Here is an 18,983-nt window from a genome sequence, read left to right on the forward strand (position 1 = left end):
ATGCTTTAATTCTTCAAATCTTCAATTGAATTAATATTTGACATATACTTTGGAACACTTAATCCAACTCGGGCACCCTCTAAGTTAGCCCCCAAATCATCAAACTTTCCTTTGTAATCATCGTAATATTTTCCACTCGTATTTGGTAACCACGCAGAAACCATGGCATCGGCAGCCCCAGTTGACACTGACGCCCACAATGGTTGAATTTCCATTGGTCGGATGGTTACATCATAACCAACATCCCGCAAGGTTTGCGCAACCACATTAGTTGAGGCAATTTCAGAGTCCCAAGCAACGTACGTTAAGGTCAATTTTTTACCACTAACCTTAGCAACTGAATCCGTCCAAGCCTTTAAGTGGTCTGGATTTTCAGCTAGCCATTCTTGTGCAGCTTTTTGTGGGTCTACTCCCTCATTAACCTTCATCATGACTTTCGCCATATCATCAGGTGTCCAGTGGAAACGATCTAACACTGTATAGGCTTCAGGATCGGAGTTCTTCAAGCCTTTGCGCGCAATCGTGTTAATATGTTCTGATTTTCCATAAACGCCCTTGGGATCATCTAGGAATTTCAAATTATATTTAGAAACCATCCAATGTGGCACCCAACCAGTAACCACAATTGGCTCATGGTGAGCAACAGCTTTACCTAATGAAGAAGTCATCGCAGCTGTTGAACTGGTTTGTAATTGCCAATTTTTGTCCCGCAATCCATAAGAATCAAGAGCGGTATTGGTTCCGTTCATAATTCCAGCCCCAGCATCAATTCCCGTAATTGTGTAATCAACTTGTGGACCTAATGCTTTATTGGGGTTGTACGCATCCGGAGCTTTGGTACTAGTATTCATTAATCCAATTCCAATTAGAATGAAAACGACTAATAATGGTAATATTATTTTCATTTTTCGCATCTAACTTGCTCCTTAATGCTTGTCTTGATTTAGTGCCTGTGTCACCCGATCCAAAATAATCGCCAAAATAACAATGGCTAGACCAGCAGCAAAACCACTTCCGGCTTCATTACGACCAACCGCAAAGTAAACTTGGGTTCCAAGTCCCATGGCTCCAATCATTGAAGCAATAACAACCATTGACAATGCTAACATCATACTTTGGTTAATTCCCGCCATAATCGTTGGTTTAGCCAAAGGTAGTTGTACTTTATATAACTTCTGCCAACCTGTAGATCCAAAGCTATCAGCCGCTTCAATTAACTCAGTTGGCACTTGTTCAATTCCTAATTGCGTCATCCGCACTGTTGGTGGCATTGAGAAAATCACACTGGCAACCACTCCCGGAACCATTCCGATTCCAAAGAAGGCCACAGCTGGAATCAAGTAAACAAAGGCAGGCATCGTTTGCATGAAGTCCATCAAAGGCTTCACAATTTTCGCCACAGTCTTGTTCGTCGCTGCCCAGATTCCAAGTGGAATTCCAACCACAACGGCAAGCAAACTAGCTGACAAAACCAAAGTTAAGGTTTGGGTCATATCACGCCAGTATCCTTGATTCCAAATATATAGCAAACCAATTAATTCAAACACTAAGAGTCCCCAGCGCCTGTTCTTCCGCGTGATGTACCAAGTGGCACCCATCACGATCAAAATAAATAATGGAATTGGAATGATATCAAAAACCCACTGAAAGGCATCAATAATTCCACCTAAGAAACTTGTTACCGCATAGAAAAATCCTTCAAAGTGCGACAACCAATCAACCAGACTATCAATCCAGTCAGCTAACGGTAATTTTGGCATATTAAACATTCACGTTCACCTCATTTCCAGACAATGCTCCAAGTACGGCACCACGTACAATAATTCCCAACAGATGATTATCATCATCTACAACCGCGTACGGTACCGGGGTACTTGAAATGTCATCCATCAAATCAGAAAGCGGTGTATCGATATGCGTGGTTGGCACAACATCTTGTACCAATGACCGAATATCCTTTTGATCTTCCTTAATGGCTTTTCGTACATCATTAGCGTCAATAATTCCATATAGATGCTTTTGCGAATCAATCGCATAAATACTTGAAATTCCATTTTCACGCATCCGCCGAGCAGCCAAACGTGGTCCAGCTTTCTCGATGTTAACCGTAGTTGCTGGAATCATGACGTTTCCAACCGTGTAAACACGTGAGCGGTCCACATCTTCAATGAAACGTTCAACATAATCATCGGCTGGGTGACTCAAGATTTCTTCCGGCGTTCCGATTTGAACAACTTCTCCATCCTTCATGATCATAATCCGATCACCAATCCGAAGCGCTTCGTTCAAATCGTGGGAAATAAAGACAATTGTTTTTTGCAAATTGGCTTGCAAATCAAGCAATTCATCTTGCATATCCTTCCGGCGCAATGGATCCAATGCTGAGAAAGCTTCGTCCATCAACAAAATTTCCGGATCGTTTGCTAGTCCACGTGCTAATCCAACTCGTTGTTGCATTCCACCTGAAAGCTGGTCTGGATACTGGTCTTCATAGCCCTTAAGCCCAACAACCTCCAACATTTCACGTGCTTTCTTAGCTCGTTCTTCTTTCTCGACACCTTGAATTTCTAAACCAAACTCCGTATTTTCTTGGATGGTCCGATTTGGTAATAGTGCAAAGCTTTGGAAAACCATGCTAAATTTCTCACGACGAATCTTTTGTAGTTCTGCTTTAGACATTTTTGCAATATCTTGACCATCAATTAAGACGCTCCCTGATGTTGGCTTAATTAAGCGGTTTAGCATCCGAATCGTGGTGGATTTACCAGATCCTGACAATCCCATAATCACAAAAATCTCACCATCTTCCACTGTGAAATTGGCTCGGTCGACACCTACTGTGGCTTCCGTTTCAGCTAATATTTCATCTTTACTCTTACCTGCTTCTAACAAAGTTTGAGCCTGACGAACGTGCTTACCAAAAATTTTAGTTAAATTTTTTACCTCTATTTTAGTACTCAATGCATCCTCCTTTTAGGGCTATGTCAAATTTGTATATTTAACAAGTATAGATTAAACCTTAAATCTTCGCAAATTTACGCAAGCAAAATAGCAGTTAAATCGTGTTTCACGTGAAACTTAACGTTAAAAATCAATCCTGTTTAATGGTTTATAGAATAAGGGATAAGCCGTGATATCAATTTTTGATTTCTACCACTGAAAAAATTTTATTTTTTATAAAAAAGTTGCATAAATTGGCCTAAGTTTCATTTCAAACTTATGCTTAATTCAAATTTAAGTTCACATTTATTTACAAAATTAATTAATTATTAAGCAAGTAATCATTATTAAAAAAGAGCAATCTAAGATTGCTCTTTCATGCCAAATTCTTCTTATCTTATTAAGCAGCGTAACGAACCTCAACTATGATTTATAAACCAGTAGTGTACTTTGATTCATCTGAAGCCAAATAAATACAAATATCGGCGATATTCATTGGATTCACCCCAATGAACCATTGTCATCTATATCCGGGCTAAGATAGCTGTTTCCATTTGAGGCCCTTCAACCATTGGTGGCTTAATGTAAGCAATGCGCACAGTATTAAGCCGCGTATTATAATCTTGATTACTTGTGTACAGAGCGGCAAAATTTGGCAGCACATAAAAAAGCCCACCATTTTCTGAGAAAATAGTGAACTTATTTTACTTTTATTAATAAAAGTCTGCACTGCTCGTTTATTCCCACTCAACAGTTGCTGGTGGCTTAGCTGTAATATCGTAGACAACGCGGTTAATTCCGTCAACCTCGTTAACAATGCGCCGCGAAATTTCTTCCAAAGCGTCCCATGGCAATTTGGCAAAGTCAGCGGTCATCCCATCAATCGACGTAATAGCGCGAATGGCAATCGTATAATCATAGGTCCGACCGTCACCCATCACGCCAACCGAACGCACGCCGGTCAAAACGGTAAAGTATTGCCAAACCTCTGCATCCAAACCACGCTTTGCAAATTCTTCCCGCAAAATTGCATCAGAATCACGCACAATTTCCAACTTATCTTCAGTAATATCACCTAAGACCCGAATTCCAAGCCCTGGTCCTGGGAATGGTTGCCGCCAAACTAAGTCGTGTGGCATCCCTAACTTTTCACCAAGCTCACGCACTTCGTCTTTAAACAAAGTCTTTAAAGGCTCAATCAATGTGAATTGCATGTCTTCTGGCAAGCCACCGACATTGTGGTGAGATTTAATTGTTTGCGCTGTATCAGTTCCAGATTCAATAATATCTGTATACAAAGTACCTTGCGCCAAGAAATCAATGCCCTTAAGTTTCGTTGCTTCTTCATCGAAAACTTGGATGAATTCATTTCCGATAATCTTACGCTTTTGTTCTGGATCAGAAACGCCCGCTAACTTATCTAAGAAACGCTTTTGGGCGTCAACTTTTACAATGTTTAAGCCAAACTTTCCACCCAAGGCTGCCATGACTTCATTTGCTTCATTTTTCCGTAACAATCCATGATCGACGAAAATAGAAACTAATTGGTCCCCAATCGCTTCATGCAATAAGACCCCTACAACTGATGAATCAACACCCCCAGATAGGCCCAAGAGCACCTTTTTATCCCCAACAGTTGCTCGAATCTTCTCAATTTGATCCTTAATAAAGTCATCCATTGACCACTTCCGCTTAGCATTCACAACTTGATCAATGAAGTTTTCAAGAATCTGATGTCCATATACTGTATGTTGAACTTCAGCATGGAATTGGATTCCATAAAGCTTTTTTTCCACATTCTGCATAGCCGCCACTGGCGTTCCTTCTGAGGTACCAGCGACTGTAAAGCCATCTGGAACTTGTTCGACATAATCACCATGTGACATCAAAACAACCTGATCTTGTGGTGTTCCTTGGAACAACACAGCTTGGTCATCTGAGACATGTAACGTTGTCTCACCATATTCAGAAGAATCATTAGCTGGCGCAACCTTTCCGCCAGGTAATTGATGGGCCATCAGCTGCATTCCGTAGCAAATTCCCAAAATTGGAATATTTAAGTTATAAATTTCCGGATCAATGGTAAAAGCATCTTCATCATAAACAGAATTTGGTCCGCCTGAGAAGATTAACCCTGCTGGATGCAAAGCCTTAATTTCTTCAACCGTGATTGTATGTGGTTTTAATTCTGAGTAAACCCCGATCTCACGAATTCGGCGCGCAATTAATTGATTATATTGCGAACCAAAATCCAAGACCAGGATACTCTCTTGTTGTATGTCAGCCATTGGGTCCCTCCTATTAAATAATTGTTGTTAATTATACGTTAAACTAAACAAATTTAAAAGACTCTTTTTGGAGCAAAATCAATGCCTAATTATGATTTTCTATATAAATATATTTATATATGAAAATAGATTGGCTTAATTCATACCCGCTCATTTGCTTTATGAGCTGAATACGTTTATAATGAATTTAGTAAATTCTTCGGGGCAGGGTGTAAATCCCGACCGATGGTAAATGGTTAGCCGCAACCTAAGCTAATCAAAGTCCATGAGCTGCGTTTTCGTGGTTGATCTAGTGCGATTCTAGAACCGACAGTAAAAGTCTGGATGGGAGAAGAATAGAATGTGTTAAAATGAACTGCCGACCGTCTGTGAGCGTGTTGGCGCATTCATACGTGCAATTTTAGAGTGATACAGAGAGATACTTTAGTTTTTATGGATGCTTTCATAATTTTAAACATGTTTTTAAACTGCCTCGTCGTCCTTACACGAACGGGGCTTTTTTTGTGCACAAATACCCCCTCCCGTCTAATTAAATAATATAATCATCGAGGATTAACTTATGCCAACACGTAAATTAACTTTAATTGCTCTCTTAGCAGCCTTATCAACGCTTTTAATGGTTTTCATTTCCATTCCACTAATTCCGGCCGCGCCTTTTTTTAAACTTGATTTATCTTTTATCCCGATTTTCATGGGTCTTGTGTTGCTCGATTTAAAAAGTAGTTATGGAATCTTATTTCTACGGAGCCTTTTAAAATTGCTCATCGCTAATGCCGGTATCAATGATTACATCGGCCTACCCATGAATATCTTGGGCTACATGCTTTTATTGTTTGTATTAAACTGGTGCTTACAACAAAAAAATTGGCGTCCATGGATGCGTCACACTACGGCTTTAATTTTCGGGACTTTCAGCCTCACTATCGCCATGATTTTACTAAACTATCTTTACGCCTTACCGCTTTACGCTCAATTTGCTAATTTTAATATCCGGCAAATCTTTGGCGTTTGGAACTATCTATTAGTGATGGTCGTACCTTTCAATTTACTGGAAGGGGTCATTTTAATCGGACTAAGTCTGGTCCTCCTCCCTGCGATTCAACGCATTGTCCGTCGCGTCAATTAAATCAAAATAATAAAAGAGGCTGCAGCAAAAATGCTGGCAGCCTCTTTTTAACTTTCCATTATATAATTCATTAACCGTTGATACGTTTCATACACAGCCGTAAAGCGATTATCATGTCCATTTTGCCAAGGCTTAGGCTTACCACAAAAATGCAAGAAAACCGTATTATTTATCACCCACTTAACATCATCTTGACCCAAACTACGCGTCAAATACCTTTGATACATGCGAGCGTCATAATTCCAACGTTCTTCGGGAATTTCAACAGCATATTTCCCATACAAATAATTTAAAATATCCTGATCCGGCAGCATCAATTGTGGTCCATGTTTTGCTAGCGCGGCACTAATGTCTTCCCAGCGTACGATTTCACGTGCGCGGTCCAAATCCATCAACATCACCCCAGAATTGTAATAACCATGATCAATATCTAATCGAATTTGATTAAATTTAGTTGTCACATCGATGAGTCCCGTATGTGTCGCCGCTGCTAACATATTTCCATCCATGTCCATATTCCATAGTTCGGTTACCGAATTCAATACCAAAATATCTGGATCTAAATAAATCACCTTCTGCACTGACGTTGGTAAAATTTCGCCCGCTAATAACCGGAAATACATTTCTTTAGGATACCGTTCGACCGTTGGTGCACCTTGCCAAATACTTCCATCAATTTGAATCGCTTCAAATTGAAAATGTAATTTCTCTGCTAATTTCCGCACAATTTCAATTTCTTCAGCCATGATAGATTCGTGAACCAGCCAAATTTTAAAAGCAGTTTTCGGGTTATTATAATAAATCGACGTCAATTCCACACACAACGGATTTAAATATCCCGTATCTAACGTAAATAATAAATTAATCTGTTCGTTCATTATCTTTCTCCATCATCCTCCACTTTTCCCAGCGCCTTTAAAATTAAAGTTCGTAACTGTGCCGCTACTGCTGGCGTCCACTCTGCCAAAGCAAAGCCAATGGACCATACCATGCCACCTTGATTCAATTGCGCTGCATCACTAAAATTAACGGTGCTATATCGCGTTTTAAATTTACCAGCATCACTAAAATGAAACACAACTTTCCCGGACGCATGGTATAAGCAGGCATCCCAGACCAAGTATTCATCCCCAGCTCAGGAGCCACGTCTCGTACCAAAGTATGCAGTTTAATAGCTAAAAAGCTATCTTGATCATCCATGGAAGCGATCCGTTCCAACACATCCTCCTCAGGATCCTTTTTACTACGCTTATTTGCCTGTTCCTTGCGTAATTCAGCGGCGCGCTCTTTCATTGACTCTTTTTCAAAGTCTGAAAAGCCACTTTTTTCAATCTCTAAAAATTCTACTCAATCAATAAACTCATATCCGCCACATCAAATTAATTAAATGCTACAAATTATTATTAACTTCAGTTTACCATATCAAGCTTATTTGACTTATGAAAAAGGCATGCTATGATAACTATAACCTGTATTTTTAATAATCACAGAAAAAAAGGGGGGGTATCATGACAACTTACGGAATTACTAGTATTACTGGCCGGTTCGGACAATTTGCTTTAAACGAATTACTCAAAAATATCCCAGCTGATCACATTGTTGGTTTTGCGCGTGATATTCAAAAAGGACAAAAAATAGTCCCGGATGGTGTCACCGTTCGTTTGGGTGATTTTACCCAACCTGAAGCGTTAGCCCAATCTTTCCAAGGGATTGATCGTCTCTTATTTATTTCATCAATTCCAGGACAACAAGTCAGTCGCGGTCAGCAACATCAAAATGTCGTTCAAGCAGCCCGGCAGGCCCAAGTGGAACACATTGTTTACACCAGTTTCCCTCATGCTGATACTGCCACGACTCCTTTAGCCGCCGACCACTTCGCTACTGAACAAGCAATTACCGCCGCTGGCATCAGTCATAGCTTTTTGCGTAATAATTGGTATCTAGAAAACGAACTTGCTTTTATCAAAGCTGGGGGCGCCCAAGAACCATTACTTGATGCTACAGACCATGCTCATGTCGGTTGGGCGTTGGAACAAGAATATGCAATCGGCGCCGCCAAGGTTTTGCAAATGGAACAACCAAAAACCATTTACGAATTTTCCGGTCCCGCTAACACCTTTGCCGACTTAGCTCAAGCCATGCCTTATCAACCGCAAGTTCAACCTGTTACTCTCACGCAAATGCGCCAAATTTTAACCGACAAAGGGTTAAGTTCAGCAGCGATAGAAGCAAAGATGATGGTCCAAACGCTTATTCACGACCGTCAATTAGCACAAACAGCTAATGATTTAACCGAAGTCTTAGGACATCCCCTCACCCCACTAACGGAAGCGGTCCAGCAAATATTAAAGAAATGAGCTTACCGACCTGTACATCTTCAGTTAACGTTTTTAAAATATAGGTACACCTATATAATATATTGGAGTTCTATTATGCGCTATTCGCACAAATTAAGTGATGCTATTCATATTTTGAGTTACATCTCAATTTTCCATGATCAAGATTTATCAAGTACCGCAATTGCTGACAGTGTGCAGGCCAATCCAAGCGCTGTTCGCAAGTTGATGGCCCGCATGAAACATGCTGATTTGTTAACTACTCGCCCCGGATCCGTAGCGCCCCGCTTGACCAAAGCCCCGGACGATATTGATTTATTATCAATTTATCGCGCGGTCGAAGATAATCAACAACTTTTACACGTTGATCCTACGACAAACCCTGATTGTCTCATTGGCGCCAACATTCAGGGAGCTTTGGAACAAACGTATGCCATAATTCAGCAACAAGCTGAACAAAACATGGCTACCATTAGTTTGCAAAACATTATTGATGGCATTCATGCCAATCATCAGGCCAAAACCTAATTGTGCCTTTCAATTTTATTAAATTAAAAAGGAGTTGCCCCCAATCAACGAGTGCAACTCCTTTTATTTATCAACTTTTTCCATAAATACATTCATTATTTTATTCTTAATCTGCGGATGTATTAAGATCATTCCTAAGAGGAAGAGTACAATTAACATGATACTCCAATTTAATCCATGCGGTAATTCTAATTGACCAAAGTAATAACCCACCGTGCTAACCAAGCTGGACCACAAAAAGCTCGCTAATGCCGCCATCTTCAAGTAACTTTTAAAAGAAAGACCGAGCCGATGCACAGTTAACGGTACAATTGTGCGAACAAACGGGATAAACCGACCAAGCACCACAAATAAAAGCCAGCGACGATGATTAAAATGTTGAGCTAAATGATCCAAAAAATCTTGTTTAAGATGCCGCGAAACCCATGGAATGCGACTCGCCTGCTTTAAAAGCCACGCCCCAAAATAATAATTAACGGCATCCCCACACAATGAAGCCAGTCCAAAAATTAAAATCAACAGGGCTAACTCGGCCCCATCATGGTGGATTCCAGCAAAGCTCCCTGCTGTCATTAACAGGGTATCTCCCGGAATAAAACCGGTAATAATACCACCCGTTTCTATAAAAATTAATATGAAAAATGTTAAAAACTCCATCCATCCAAATTGACCATTCACACTCATCAATTGACTAAACCAAGTTGAAAATATTTGGATTATCGCTATCATTATTGCTCACCCCAGATTAATTTATTCGTTATTCTAGCATTCATACCTTAAAATAAATATATATTGAGGAGAAATTCAGCATGTGGAAAGAAAATAATCAAATTCGACCGTTAAAATCTTTTGAAGCACTGGGTTTTTTAATTCTCGGTTTATTTTTAAACAGTATCGGCAATGGTTTAGCCGTTGCTACAAATATGGGATCCGCCGCTTGGACTGCGGCCGCCACTAATTTAGAAAACTTGACGCACTGGCCCAAGGGTTACTACCTCTTCCTCTTTGGTTTTTTAGCCGTTTTAATTTTGACGTTCCTAACTAGAGCCTTTGATTTGCGCCATCTGCTTGGCAACCTCATCTTTCTCCTTGGTTTTAGCTATCTGGTTAATTTTTCAAGCAACTTCTTTCACCCGCTTTTAGCTTTGCCGCTCCCATGGCGCATCGGCTTAGACTTACTAGCAATTATCTTAATTGGCACCGGTGTGTCGGTAACCATGCGCGTTAATTTAATCACCCATCCGCTTGATGACCTTGTGTTATATACCCGCTTTCAATACTTTCACGGAAATGCCTTTCTATCTCAGATGATTAATTTCATCGTCCCCATGTTGATTTCTTTAATCATTTGGGCAATTTTAGGTGAAATTAAATCCGTTAATTTAGGAACCATCATCTCTTTCTTTGGGCTCGGGGCCATCATCGGCTGGGCTGACCAGTATATTTTTAAACAATTAATTCACAACAAGGCATTGTAAAAAAATGACGAGCTCAATAAGCTCGCCATTTTTTATTTACTTTAATTCATCCATCGCTTGATTCAAAAGTTGATCTACTAATTGATTTCCAGCGCTGGTGGCATGTCCTTTAACCCAGATAAAGGCTAAATGATCCTTCTGTTGTTGCACTAAATCATAAATTTGTTGCCACAAATTCAAATTTGCAATTTCACCACTCTTTTTCGTCCAGCCATTACTTTGCCAGTTATACATCCAATTGGTCACTGTATCTAACACGTATTTTGAATCGCTGACAATCGTTACTGGTTCAGCCACCTTCTGCGCTTGCTGCAATGCTGCTAATAACGCTTGGACTTCCATTTCATTATTAGTTTTTCCAAAAAAACCTACCGAATTTTTATAAAGCGGGTTCTTATTATCTAGACCCGCAAAAATTACCACCGCAAAAGCCGCTAAATCTGTCGCTTTAACATGACCACCGGCCACATTTCCAGTATTACGACTGCCTCCATCGGTAAAGATATAATAATGCTGCGCTTCTCGTTTAAATTCACCGTCATATACTGTCTCATAGTTACGGTAAGTTGCTGTAATCGCTGCTTGATTTTCATCAAACCATTGCTTAGCTGCTGCATAGCTCGTAAAACCTTTATACTTAGGTGCCGGCTTCGTTTGCGTATATTTTTGAACCTCTGACCAAGGCTTTGTATAGAGACCTTCATACTGATTACCGACGATTGCGTATGTTTTCATCCTTTAAATTCCTTTATTTTGTAAATAAGCTTCAATTGTTTTTAAAACACCGTCATGCTCATTATCGGCCAGCGCTAATGGAAATTTTTGCATGATATCTTGATCACCATTAGCCATCGCTCGGGGTTCATTAGCTAATTGCAACATTTCTAAATCGTTTTTACCATCGCCAAAAGCCATCAATTGTGACGCTGAAATTTGATAATATTCAGCTAACTTAGCGATTCCATCCGCCTTATTAACCCCTTGTGCGACTATATCAATTGACCCATAGCCCGAAGTTGTCACATGCACATTAGTACCTAATTCGGCTGCCATCAGATGCATACACGTCTCTGTCTCAGCTGCATTAATCCCAAAGGTCAGTTTCACAATTGGTTCATCAATTTCATCTAAATCATCAATATACTTGGTGACATGTACTAAGCGTTGAAACTCATCATTAACGGCTCCCATCTTACGGTGCGCCTTTAACATATATTTACCCGTTAACCCCACCATAATTACGCCCTTGGTGAGTTCCATCTGATTAATAAGCATCATTGCTTGCGCCATTAATGGCGTGGGAACCGCCGCTTGTTGTAATCTTTTTTGATCAGCCGTCTCAACTAATGCACCATTATCAACTACCAAATCAACTTGCCCTATAAATGGCGCAAAGTCTCGGCGAATCATATCGATATCACGCCCTGTGGCTATGACAAAATGCCCATTTTGCCGTTGGATCTCAGCTAGTACTTGTGCAAAATATGCATGATTATACGTCTTGTCTTGCTTCAAAAAAGTTCCATCTAAATCACTTGCAAAAAAATGTATCATTTTCACGCTCCTTTGTTTCGTTAACCAATGAGAACTTCCTCTTCCGGATACTCATAATGTGTATCTTGAATGCGCACATTTAAAACAGAAAACATCACAGTGTATAACCCTACTCGACCAATAAACATCACAATCATAATGATGATTTTACCGGCCATCGTTAGGTGCGGGGTTAACCCCAATGATAAGCCGGCCGTTGAGAAGGCTGCGACCACTTCGAACACGTAATACTCCAAGCCACTTCCCTTTGGCAAGGTTTCTGTAATACTTAAAATAAATGAAACCAAGAAAACGAAAATAAACGAAATCACAACTAACATTAACGCCTTATTAACGGTCTTTTTCGAAAACTGCCGATCACCAAAGCGCACTGAATCTTGGCCACGTAAGGAAGCCCAGACCTGAGCAATTAAGATTCCGGCCGTTGTCGTCTTAATTCCACCAGAGGTTGAACCAGGCGTCCCTCCAATAAACATTAGCGCAATTAACGCCATAATTCCGGCCGTAGAAAGGCTAGTCGTTGGTACAATTTCAAAACCGGCCGTCCGGGGAGTTATCGTCAAAAATAATGTATCGATAATTTGATTGAAAAGACTATGCCCATTCGCAAATGTACCTCGCATAAAATCCGAAGTAAAAAAGCCAACGAAGCCTAAAGCAATTAACCAGCCGGACACAGTCAGCGTCAAACGAGTATGCAATGTCATCCGCGTCTTCTGCCCTTTTAACAACAAATCTCGCCATACTAAGAAGCCAAGTGAACCAGCTAAGATTAAAATCATCGTGACAATCAAAACGTACGGATCATCAGCAAATTGTGAAAATGGAGTTTTAAAAAAGACAAATCCGGCATTTGCAAACGAAGAAACCGAATGGGCTAAAGAAAAATATAAGCCCTGCTTCCAACCATAACGTGGTACAAAATCAAAAGAAAGGAACAAGATTCCCAACAACTGAATTACAGCTGAAAGTCTTAAAACATAACTTAGAATTGAATTAATATCAGATAAATTTTTCAAATTCAGCGACTGTTGCGCTAAAATTCGTGACTTTAAATCCAAATGATGCCCAGTAATTGTAAAAATTAAAACCGCAAACGTCATAAAACCAAGAGCCCCAATTTCAATCATTAACATCAATACTAATTGTCCGGGAATAGTCCAAGTTGTTGCTGTCGGTAAAGTAGTTAACCCGGTAATCGTCGTCGCTGATACCGCCGTAAAAATCGCATCACTAAAATGAATGGATTGATGATTTTGATGCATAAAAGGCAACATTAATAGGAAACTACCTAATAATATGATGACAATAAAACCAATCGTCAATATCTGGGGGGGTGTTAATTTTTTCAGAATTCTTTTCATATCTTTAACCTTCTCATGATTTCTCATTTCAAATTATAGCAGAGTATCACCTTTAAGGTATATATTCTACCAGCAATCAACCATGTAAACATACAATGTGGATAACTCTTGGATAACTCTTTTCCCTGCCTGTGGAAAACTTGTTAATAACTGGAATTAGTTTTCAACATAAGCTTTATATTACGTGGATAACCAGCCTGTGGATAAAACTCTTGTTTTTTAATATTCTTACCGAATCCCTGCTATAACAACGTTTTATCCCCATATTATTTATGCACCCTTTGTGGACAATCATTATTTACACAACCATTTAAAACTATTAGAAAATCGAACTTTAAATTGTGGATAAATCTTATAAAAATCATATCATTAAGCGTTTTCATTTTCTCATTCTTAATTATTATGGAGTTATAAACAAATAATGTTCGCTTTTTAGAATGTTGTTCCAAACCAGCTTGTTATTAACCCTTGTTTTCAACATTAATATTAAGCTTATTTACCTACTGAAAGCCTTGATATAACTTAATCATATAAGTTTTCCACAGACTTAGACACAGCTGTGTATAACGTCTTACACTTTGTGTAAATTACTTTTTAAACCGTGCTATAATAGGAGTCATATTGAAATCCATACAATTTTTTAATGTGTAAAAGTTCTATAATTCATAAAGATTTTCAAGCTTAAAGCGGAGTATATCTAGATATTTTAACTTTTACTTAATTCACAATCAAAGGACGCCATATGAATATTAAAATTATCACTGTTGGTAAACTCAAAGAACGCTATTTAAAAGATGGCATTGCTGAATACAGCAAACGTTTGAGCAAATTTGTTAAGTTTCAGATTATCGAAGTCCCAGATGAAAAAGCGCCTGAACAACTATCCGATTCACAAATGAAACAAGTGATGGAAAAAGAAGGCGAACGAATCTTAAGTAAAATTGCTAATAAAGAATACGTCTTTGTTTTAGCGATTAAAGGTCAAGAACGCACCTCTGAAGATCTGGCTCATGAAATTAATGAATTAGGTATTAATGGTCATTCTGATATCACCTTTGTGATTGGTGGATCATTAGGGACCGCCCCTGCAGTTAATCAGCGTGCGAATGCCCTCATCAGTTTTGGTAAATTCACCCTACCACATCAACTAATGCGGCTCGTCTTAACTGAACAAATTTATCGAGCCTTTATGATTAACAATCACTCTCCTTACCATAAATAACTGCGTCTTTTCCTGTTTTTATGGTAATATTCGAACCCAAATCCAAATTTACTAAAGTTTCTGAACCCGTACCAAATCTTGGTTAAGGGCTTTTTTTATGTCGTGATTGATTGTAATTTCAAAAGTTTCTATTTTTTATATATTTAGATGCCATGTATGACCTCATTTGAACTTCTAGTTTTTAAAAAAACAGCAAATAGGTTGGTACTACTACGTTTTGGATTTATTTATATTCTCTATGATTAATTTTGACCTTTTTCAAATATTTATAAAATTTCAAACCCGAATTCCCCGTTATTTTCGACTGTTACCCATTCAAATTTTCGCACAAATAAAAAAACGGGCACGATGAGCTCTTACTGGGTATAACTTCATCGTTGATTTCCCGTTTTCCTGTTTATTTTGAAGTTAATGTATGATTATATTATCGACTCATCGTTTCTGAATATCCATCTGGTCCTGTCGACGCACCGCCATAAAATGTAACATCTAATTTACTACTATCTGCTGTATTTAATGCAATGGTAACAACATAGTTTGGATTACTTGTTGACACATATTTATAAAAATTTTTACTCTTTTGAGCAACAATATAATCAGACCCATGTCCTTGTGTTAATAGGTCAACTTTTGCATATGCTTCATCCGGAGTTATTCCATTATCAGAATCTGGAGTAGCTGTAGCAATCGTTGAATTTGATTCACTTGCTTCCGAACCATCTGTTTTTTCTGAAGAATCAGATATACTTTCTTTACTTTTAACGATTTTATTTTTTGGAACTGTTTGTTTTTTATTAGTAGATTGTAGAATTAATCCGATCACCTAGATACAAAAATACCCATAGTAAATGTACAATGATTGTGACCAAACAAACCAAAAAAGGATACATTTACTCTGAGTACATCTCCTTTATCACAATATGAACGTGGCACCATATACAAATTATTAAATGAGGGTTATTCTCAAAATTTAATTACTAAAAAGCTCAATTGCTCTAAATCTACCATTATCTACGAATTACATAGGGTAGATAAATATATTCCTGTTTTGGCCCAAAATGATTCTAATCTTAAACGCACTAAGTGCGGTCGGAAACGGTACTTAGTTCTAATTACGCTCGTCTAATTAGTAACCATCTTAAATTAACCTGGTCACCTGAACAAATTGCCAAGTATTTCAATCTGTGTACTAAATCTATTTATAATTGGATTTATAAAGGAATGCTTAATTTTAATCCTGAATTACTACCAGACAAAGCGCGTCGTCGAAAACGTCAGAATTAAACACGTGGAACGTTTAAAATTAACGCTACAATTGTTCAAAGACCTGATGCTGCCAATAAAAGAACAGAATTCGGACATTAGGAAATGGATACTGTATTATCATCTCGTGGTCAATCTAAACAATGTCTAGCTACATTTTTAGAGAGACAAAGTAGATTTGTCTGGACAATTAAAATTAAAGATAGATCGAGTGACTCGATGAACCAAGTGTTCTCAACGTTCATGAATCAATTTGGCTCAACAGTAAAATCGATTAAAGTTGATCATGGTAAAGCGTTTTCTTGATACCGTGAATTAAATCATAAATACAATCTTCCTGTTTATTTTTGCCATCCTTATGACCCGTGGAAAAGTGGATCAAATGAATGTTTTGATCGAAAATTACGATGGTTTTTTTCCGAAGAAAACAAATTGTAATCATATATCAGAAGACAAAGTCTTCGAAGCAATTGAATTAATAAATAATAGACCACTAAAAATATTAAATGGAAATACAGCTATATCTACATTTAGAAAGTATTTTACCGGGTGTTCGGATTAAAGTTTCAATCTGCCTGATATAAAATTTTTAATCATTTTATTAATAAAAAACGTTAATTCAATTCGTTTGAATCAACGTTTTTTATGTTAGTCTGGATTTTTTAACATATTGGCTTGTTCCTGAAAAATACTCTACTTAATCTCAGTATTAATCGTGTTATTCGTAACAAATTATAATTTATTAACCACCAATAAATGTGGCATTGTAGTTAATTTATCTTCAACATAATGAGCCAATTAATAACCTTTACCGTAACCTCAATTCTTCGTTAAATGTAGAATAGGGCATTCCTCGTTTTATTTACAGCGGATAAACACGCCTTATAAATATCATTTCATTTTCGTACTAATAGTAAACATGTCACTGCTTCCACCAAATGGACATTGCATTCAGGCAGCAACAATCCATTTAATCGATTCTTTCATCAAAATTGGCGCCTCTAAATTTAATTGTCTAGAATTTAATATCGTTTAAGAAATATCATCTTTAAATTAATTGACATAATTATATAGATTAAAAAATAACCATGTAATCGTTTTCTTTCCTTTAATCAAAGCATTGAAATAACCTTGCTCACTATCAATTTACATGCTATATTTGGGGCATAGGTTTTACATTGTACGTGCTTACGAAAGGATTGATCATTATGAGAATAAACGCATTTGGTGTGGAAGATTGGTTAAACGTTTGGGAAAAAAGTGCAACCTATGATATTGCACAAAGTACCATTTCATCGATGACAATGAATGAAATTTTAAATCTTGATGGACGAAATGGTGCAGAATTTTATTCTTTACTCAATGATCAAAAAATGAATTATGGCTGGATTGAAGGATCACACGAATTCAAACAAGAAGTTGCTAAATTGTATCACAATGTTGATGATGAAAATATCTTACAGACCAATGGTGCTACTGGCGCTAATTTTCTCGCACTCTACGCTTTGATTGAACCTGGAGACCATGTAATTGCTGAATATCCCTCTTACCAGCAACTTTATGATATCCCAAAATCTTTGGGGGCTAAGGTTGATTTATGGAAGATCCATGAAGCAGATAACTGGTATCCATCTATTGATGAACTAAAACAATTAATCCAGCCCAATACTAAATTAATTTGTCTAAATAATGCTAATAATCCTACGGGAACGATTTTAAATCGAGAATTTTTACTTGAAGTAGTTGCATTAGCTAAATCGATCGGGGCTTATATTTTAGTAGACGAAGTTTATTTACCACTAGATGATCCTAATCAATTTGTTTCAATTGTTGATATTTATGATCGTGGTATCGCCACCAATTCCCTCTCTAAGACGTACTCAGTTCCAGGGATTCGTGTTGGATGGGTGGTTGCTAATCATGAATTAATTGATTTGTTTAGGAAGTACCGCGACTATACCATGATTTGTTCAGGTGTTTTTAATGATTTAATGGCCGTTTATATTTTGCGCCATCGGAAACAAATTATCGCACGAAATCAAAAAATTGTCCTCAATAACCTAAAGATATATAAAAATTGGATTGAAAACGAGCCTAGAGTAAGTGTTATTCTTCCAAAAGCTGTCTCAACATCCTTTCCGAAATTAGATATTCCAGATGATATTGAAGAATTTTGTATTAAATTATTAAAAACAAAGGGTGTTTTGCTTGTACCTGGAACTCGTTTTGATACACCCGGACATGTTCGCCTAGGTTATTGTACTGATGAAGCAACGCTAAGCAATGGTTTGACTAAAATTTCAGAATTTATGATTGAACAATATGGTGTCAAAAATTAAATAACAAAAGGCCTATAAACATTTGCGTCTATAGGCCTTTTATTTATTATTTACGCTTTTTTTCTAATACATAAGATAGTGAGAAGATGCTACCCAACACAATTGAAATTAATGCTCCAATTGTTAACTGATTCTTAACATCAGTCTGTGGTAAATTAGTTTGTTGCATAATTTTTCCTAGATCTGAGCTTGTCTCAGCGTTTTTAATTTGATTAATAAAATCATGCTTCTGATTCTCATTTAAAGTTTTATCCTTATTAATTTGATCAATGGCGGTTTTCTTCTCTTCCGCTAATTTATCGGCTCCGGCCTTTTGGTCGGCTGCCTTAGCCGCATCCACAATCTTGGTGATTTCATCAGCCGTTTTCGCGTTATTGACTTGGTTAATATAATCCTTTTTTTGATCCTGATTTAGATTCTTTAAGTTATTAATTTGGTCAATGGCGGTTTTCTTCTCTTCCGCTAATTTATCTGCGCCGGCCTTTTGGTCGGCTGCCTTTGCCGCATCCACGATCTTGGTGATTTCATCAACCGTTTTCGCATTA

The 18,983-nt window shown here is 37.9% G+C and carries 18 protein-coding genes, 1 pseudogene and 1 riboswitch; of the genes and pseudogenes, 7 read left to right on the forward strand and 12 right to left on the reverse strand.

The genetic code is table 11. The annotated features are described in order from the left end of the window. Nucleotides 1-5: 5 nt before the first annotated feature. From IV73_RS05880 to guaA, 4 genes are all read right to left on the reverse strand, one after another. Nucleotides 6-914, reverse strand: a complete 909-nt coding sequence (locus IV73_RS05880) for a glycine betaine ABC transporter substrate-binding protein (protein WP_057756244.1) — start codon at nucleotides 912-914, stop codon at nucleotides 6-8. A 12-nt stretch (nucleotides 915-926) separates the two neighbouring features. Then, nucleotides 927-1,769, reverse strand: a complete 843-nt coding sequence (locus tag IV73_RS05885) for an ABC transporter permease (protein WP_057756247.1) — start codon at nucleotides 1,767-1,769, stop codon at nucleotides 927-929. After that, nucleotides 1,762-2,961 (reverse strand): quaternary amine ABC transporter ATP-binding protein, encoded by a 1,200-nt coding sequence (locus tag IV73_RS05890; RefSeq protein ID WP_057756252.1) that lies wholly within the window; start codon nucleotides 2,959-2,961, stop codon nucleotides 1,762-1,764. The genes IV73_RS05885 and IV73_RS05890 overlap by 8 nt, the downstream gene beginning before the upstream one ends. Nucleotides 2,962-3,677: 716 nt before the next feature. Beyond that, the gene (guaA, locus tag IV73_RS05895; protein ID WP_057756255.1) at nucleotides 3,678-5,228 is read right to left on the reverse strand and encodes a glutamine-hydrolyzing GMP synthase; all 1,551 of its coding nucleotides are present in this window, start codon (nucleotides 5,226-5,228) and stop codon (nucleotides 3,678-3,680) included. Nucleotides 5,229-5,419: 191 nt separating this feature from the next. Then, nucleotides 5,420-5,568, forward strand: a riboswitch (FMN riboswitch). Between the two features lie 219 nt (nucleotides 5,569-5,787). Between guaA and IV73_RS05900 the strand changes: the two genes are divergently transcribed. After that, nucleotides 5,788-6,354, forward strand: a complete 567-nt coding sequence (locus IV73_RS05900; RefSeq protein WP_057756258.1) for an ECF transporter S component — start codon at nucleotides 5,788-5,790, stop codon at nucleotides 6,352-6,354. 47 nt (nucleotides 6,355-6,401) lie between these two features. On the opposite strand, the gene IV73_RS05905 is transcribed toward IV73_RS05900, so the two are convergent. Beyond that, a complete protein-coding gene (locus tag IV73_RS05905) occupies nucleotides 6,402-7,232 on the reverse strand; it encodes a glycosyltransferase family 8 protein (protein WP_057756261.1) in 831 nt (276 codons plus the stop codon). 124 nt (nucleotides 7,233-7,356) lie between these two features. Then, complete coding sequence (locus IV73_RS05910; RefSeq protein ID WP_236697742.1) at nucleotides 7,357-7,647, reverse strand: hypothetical protein; 291 nt, start codon at nucleotides 7,645-7,647, stop codon at nucleotides 7,357-7,359. 215 nt (nucleotides 7,648-7,862) lie between these two features. Between IV73_RS05910 and IV73_RS05915 the strand changes: the two genes are divergently transcribed. After that, entirely contained in the window at nucleotides 7,863-8,711 is an 849-nt protein-coding gene (locus IV73_RS05915) for an NAD(P)H-binding protein (protein ID WP_057756264.1), read from the forward strand. 75 nt (nucleotides 8,712-8,786) lie between these two features. Next, nucleotides 8,787-9,218 (forward strand): Rrf2 family transcriptional regulator, encoded by a 432-nt coding sequence (locus IV73_RS05920; RefSeq protein WP_057756267.1) that lies wholly within the window; start codon nucleotides 8,787-8,789, stop codon nucleotides 9,216-9,218. A gap of 63 nt (nucleotides 9,219-9,281) precedes the next feature. On the opposite strand, the gene IV73_RS05925 is transcribed toward IV73_RS05920, so the two are convergent. Beyond that, complete coding sequence (locus IV73_RS05925) at nucleotides 9,282-9,947, reverse strand: DedA family protein (RefSeq protein ID WP_057756270.1); 666 nt, start codon at nucleotides 9,945-9,947, stop codon at nucleotides 9,282-9,284. An 80-nt stretch (nucleotides 9,948-10,027) separates the two neighbouring features. Between IV73_RS05925 and IV73_RS05930 the strand changes: the two genes are divergently transcribed. After that, complete coding sequence (locus IV73_RS05930) at nucleotides 10,028-10,696, forward strand: DUF6198 family protein (RefSeq protein WP_057756273.1); 669 nt, start codon at nucleotides 10,028-10,030, stop codon at nucleotides 10,694-10,696. Nucleotides 10,697-10,732: 36 nt separating this feature from the next. Here IV73_RS05930 and IV73_RS05935 read toward each other — a convergent pair whose 3' ends face one another. The 3 genes from IV73_RS05935 to IV73_RS05945 are packed head-to-tail and all read right to left on the reverse strand — an operon-like array spanning nucleotide 10,733 to nucleotide 13,614. Beyond that, nucleotides 10,733-11,431 (reverse strand): ribonuclease H1 domain-containing protein, encoded by a 699-nt coding sequence (locus IV73_RS05935; protein WP_057756276.1) that lies wholly within the window; start codon nucleotides 11,429-11,431, stop codon nucleotides 10,733-10,735. Nucleotides 11,432-11,434: 3 nt separating this feature from the next. After that, nucleotides 11,435-12,250 (reverse strand): Cof-type HAD-IIB family hydrolase, encoded by an 816-nt coding sequence (locus tag IV73_RS05940; RefSeq protein ID WP_057756278.1) that lies wholly within the window; start codon nucleotides 12,248-12,250, stop codon nucleotides 11,435-11,437. A gap of 20 nt (nucleotides 12,251-12,270) precedes the next feature. Next, nucleotides 12,271-13,614 (reverse strand): TrkH family potassium uptake protein, encoded by a 1,344-nt coding sequence (locus IV73_RS05945; RefSeq protein WP_057756281.1) that lies wholly within the window; start codon nucleotides 13,612-13,614, stop codon nucleotides 12,271-12,273. A 742-nt stretch (nucleotides 13,615-14,356) separates the two neighbouring features. Here IV73_RS05945 and rlmH point away from each other — a divergent pair. Next, nucleotides 14,357-14,836: a 23S rRNA (pseudouridine(1915)-N(3))-methyltransferase RlmH gene (gene rlmH, locus IV73_RS05950; protein ID WP_057756284.1), complete on the forward strand. Its 480-nt coding sequence runs from the start codon at nucleotides 14,357-14,359 to the stop codon at nucleotides 14,834-14,836. Nucleotides 14,837-15,260: 424 nt separating this feature from the next. Here rlmH and IV73_RS05955 read toward each other — a convergent pair whose 3' ends face one another. Then, nucleotides 15,261-15,659 carry a hypothetical protein gene (locus IV73_RS05955; protein ID WP_057756287.1) on the reverse strand — a complete coding sequence of 133 codons (399 nt, stop codon included), beginning with the start codon at nucleotides 15,657-15,659 and terminating at the stop codon, nucleotides 15,261-15,263. A gap of 72 nt (nucleotides 15,660-15,731) precedes the next feature. Here IV73_RS05955 and IV73_RS05960 point away from each other — a divergent pair. Together IV73_RS05960 and IV73_RS05965 are read left to right on the forward strand one after the other, a co-directional pair. After that, nucleotides 15,732-16,661: pseudogene (locus IV73_RS05960) on the forward strand (IS30 family transposase). Between the two features lie 646 nt (nucleotides 16,662-17,307). Next, nucleotides 17,308-18,438: an aminotransferase gene (locus tag IV73_RS05965; protein ID WP_057756290.1), complete on the forward strand. Its 1,131-nt coding sequence runs from the start codon at nucleotides 17,308-17,310 to the stop codon at nucleotides 18,436-18,438. Between the two features lie 46 nt (nucleotides 18,439-18,484). Here IV73_RS05965 and IV73_RS05970 read toward each other — a convergent pair. Continuing rightward, the coding region (locus IV73_RS05970; protein WP_162258968.1) for a GA module-containing protein at nucleotides 18,485-18,983 on the reverse strand (499 nt) is incomplete at its 5' end.

Source organism: Weissella kandleri, from assembly GCF_001438705.1.
Classification (GTDB): domain Bacteria; phylum Bacillota; class Bacilli; order Lactobacillales; family Lactobacillaceae; genus Weissella; species Weissella kandleri.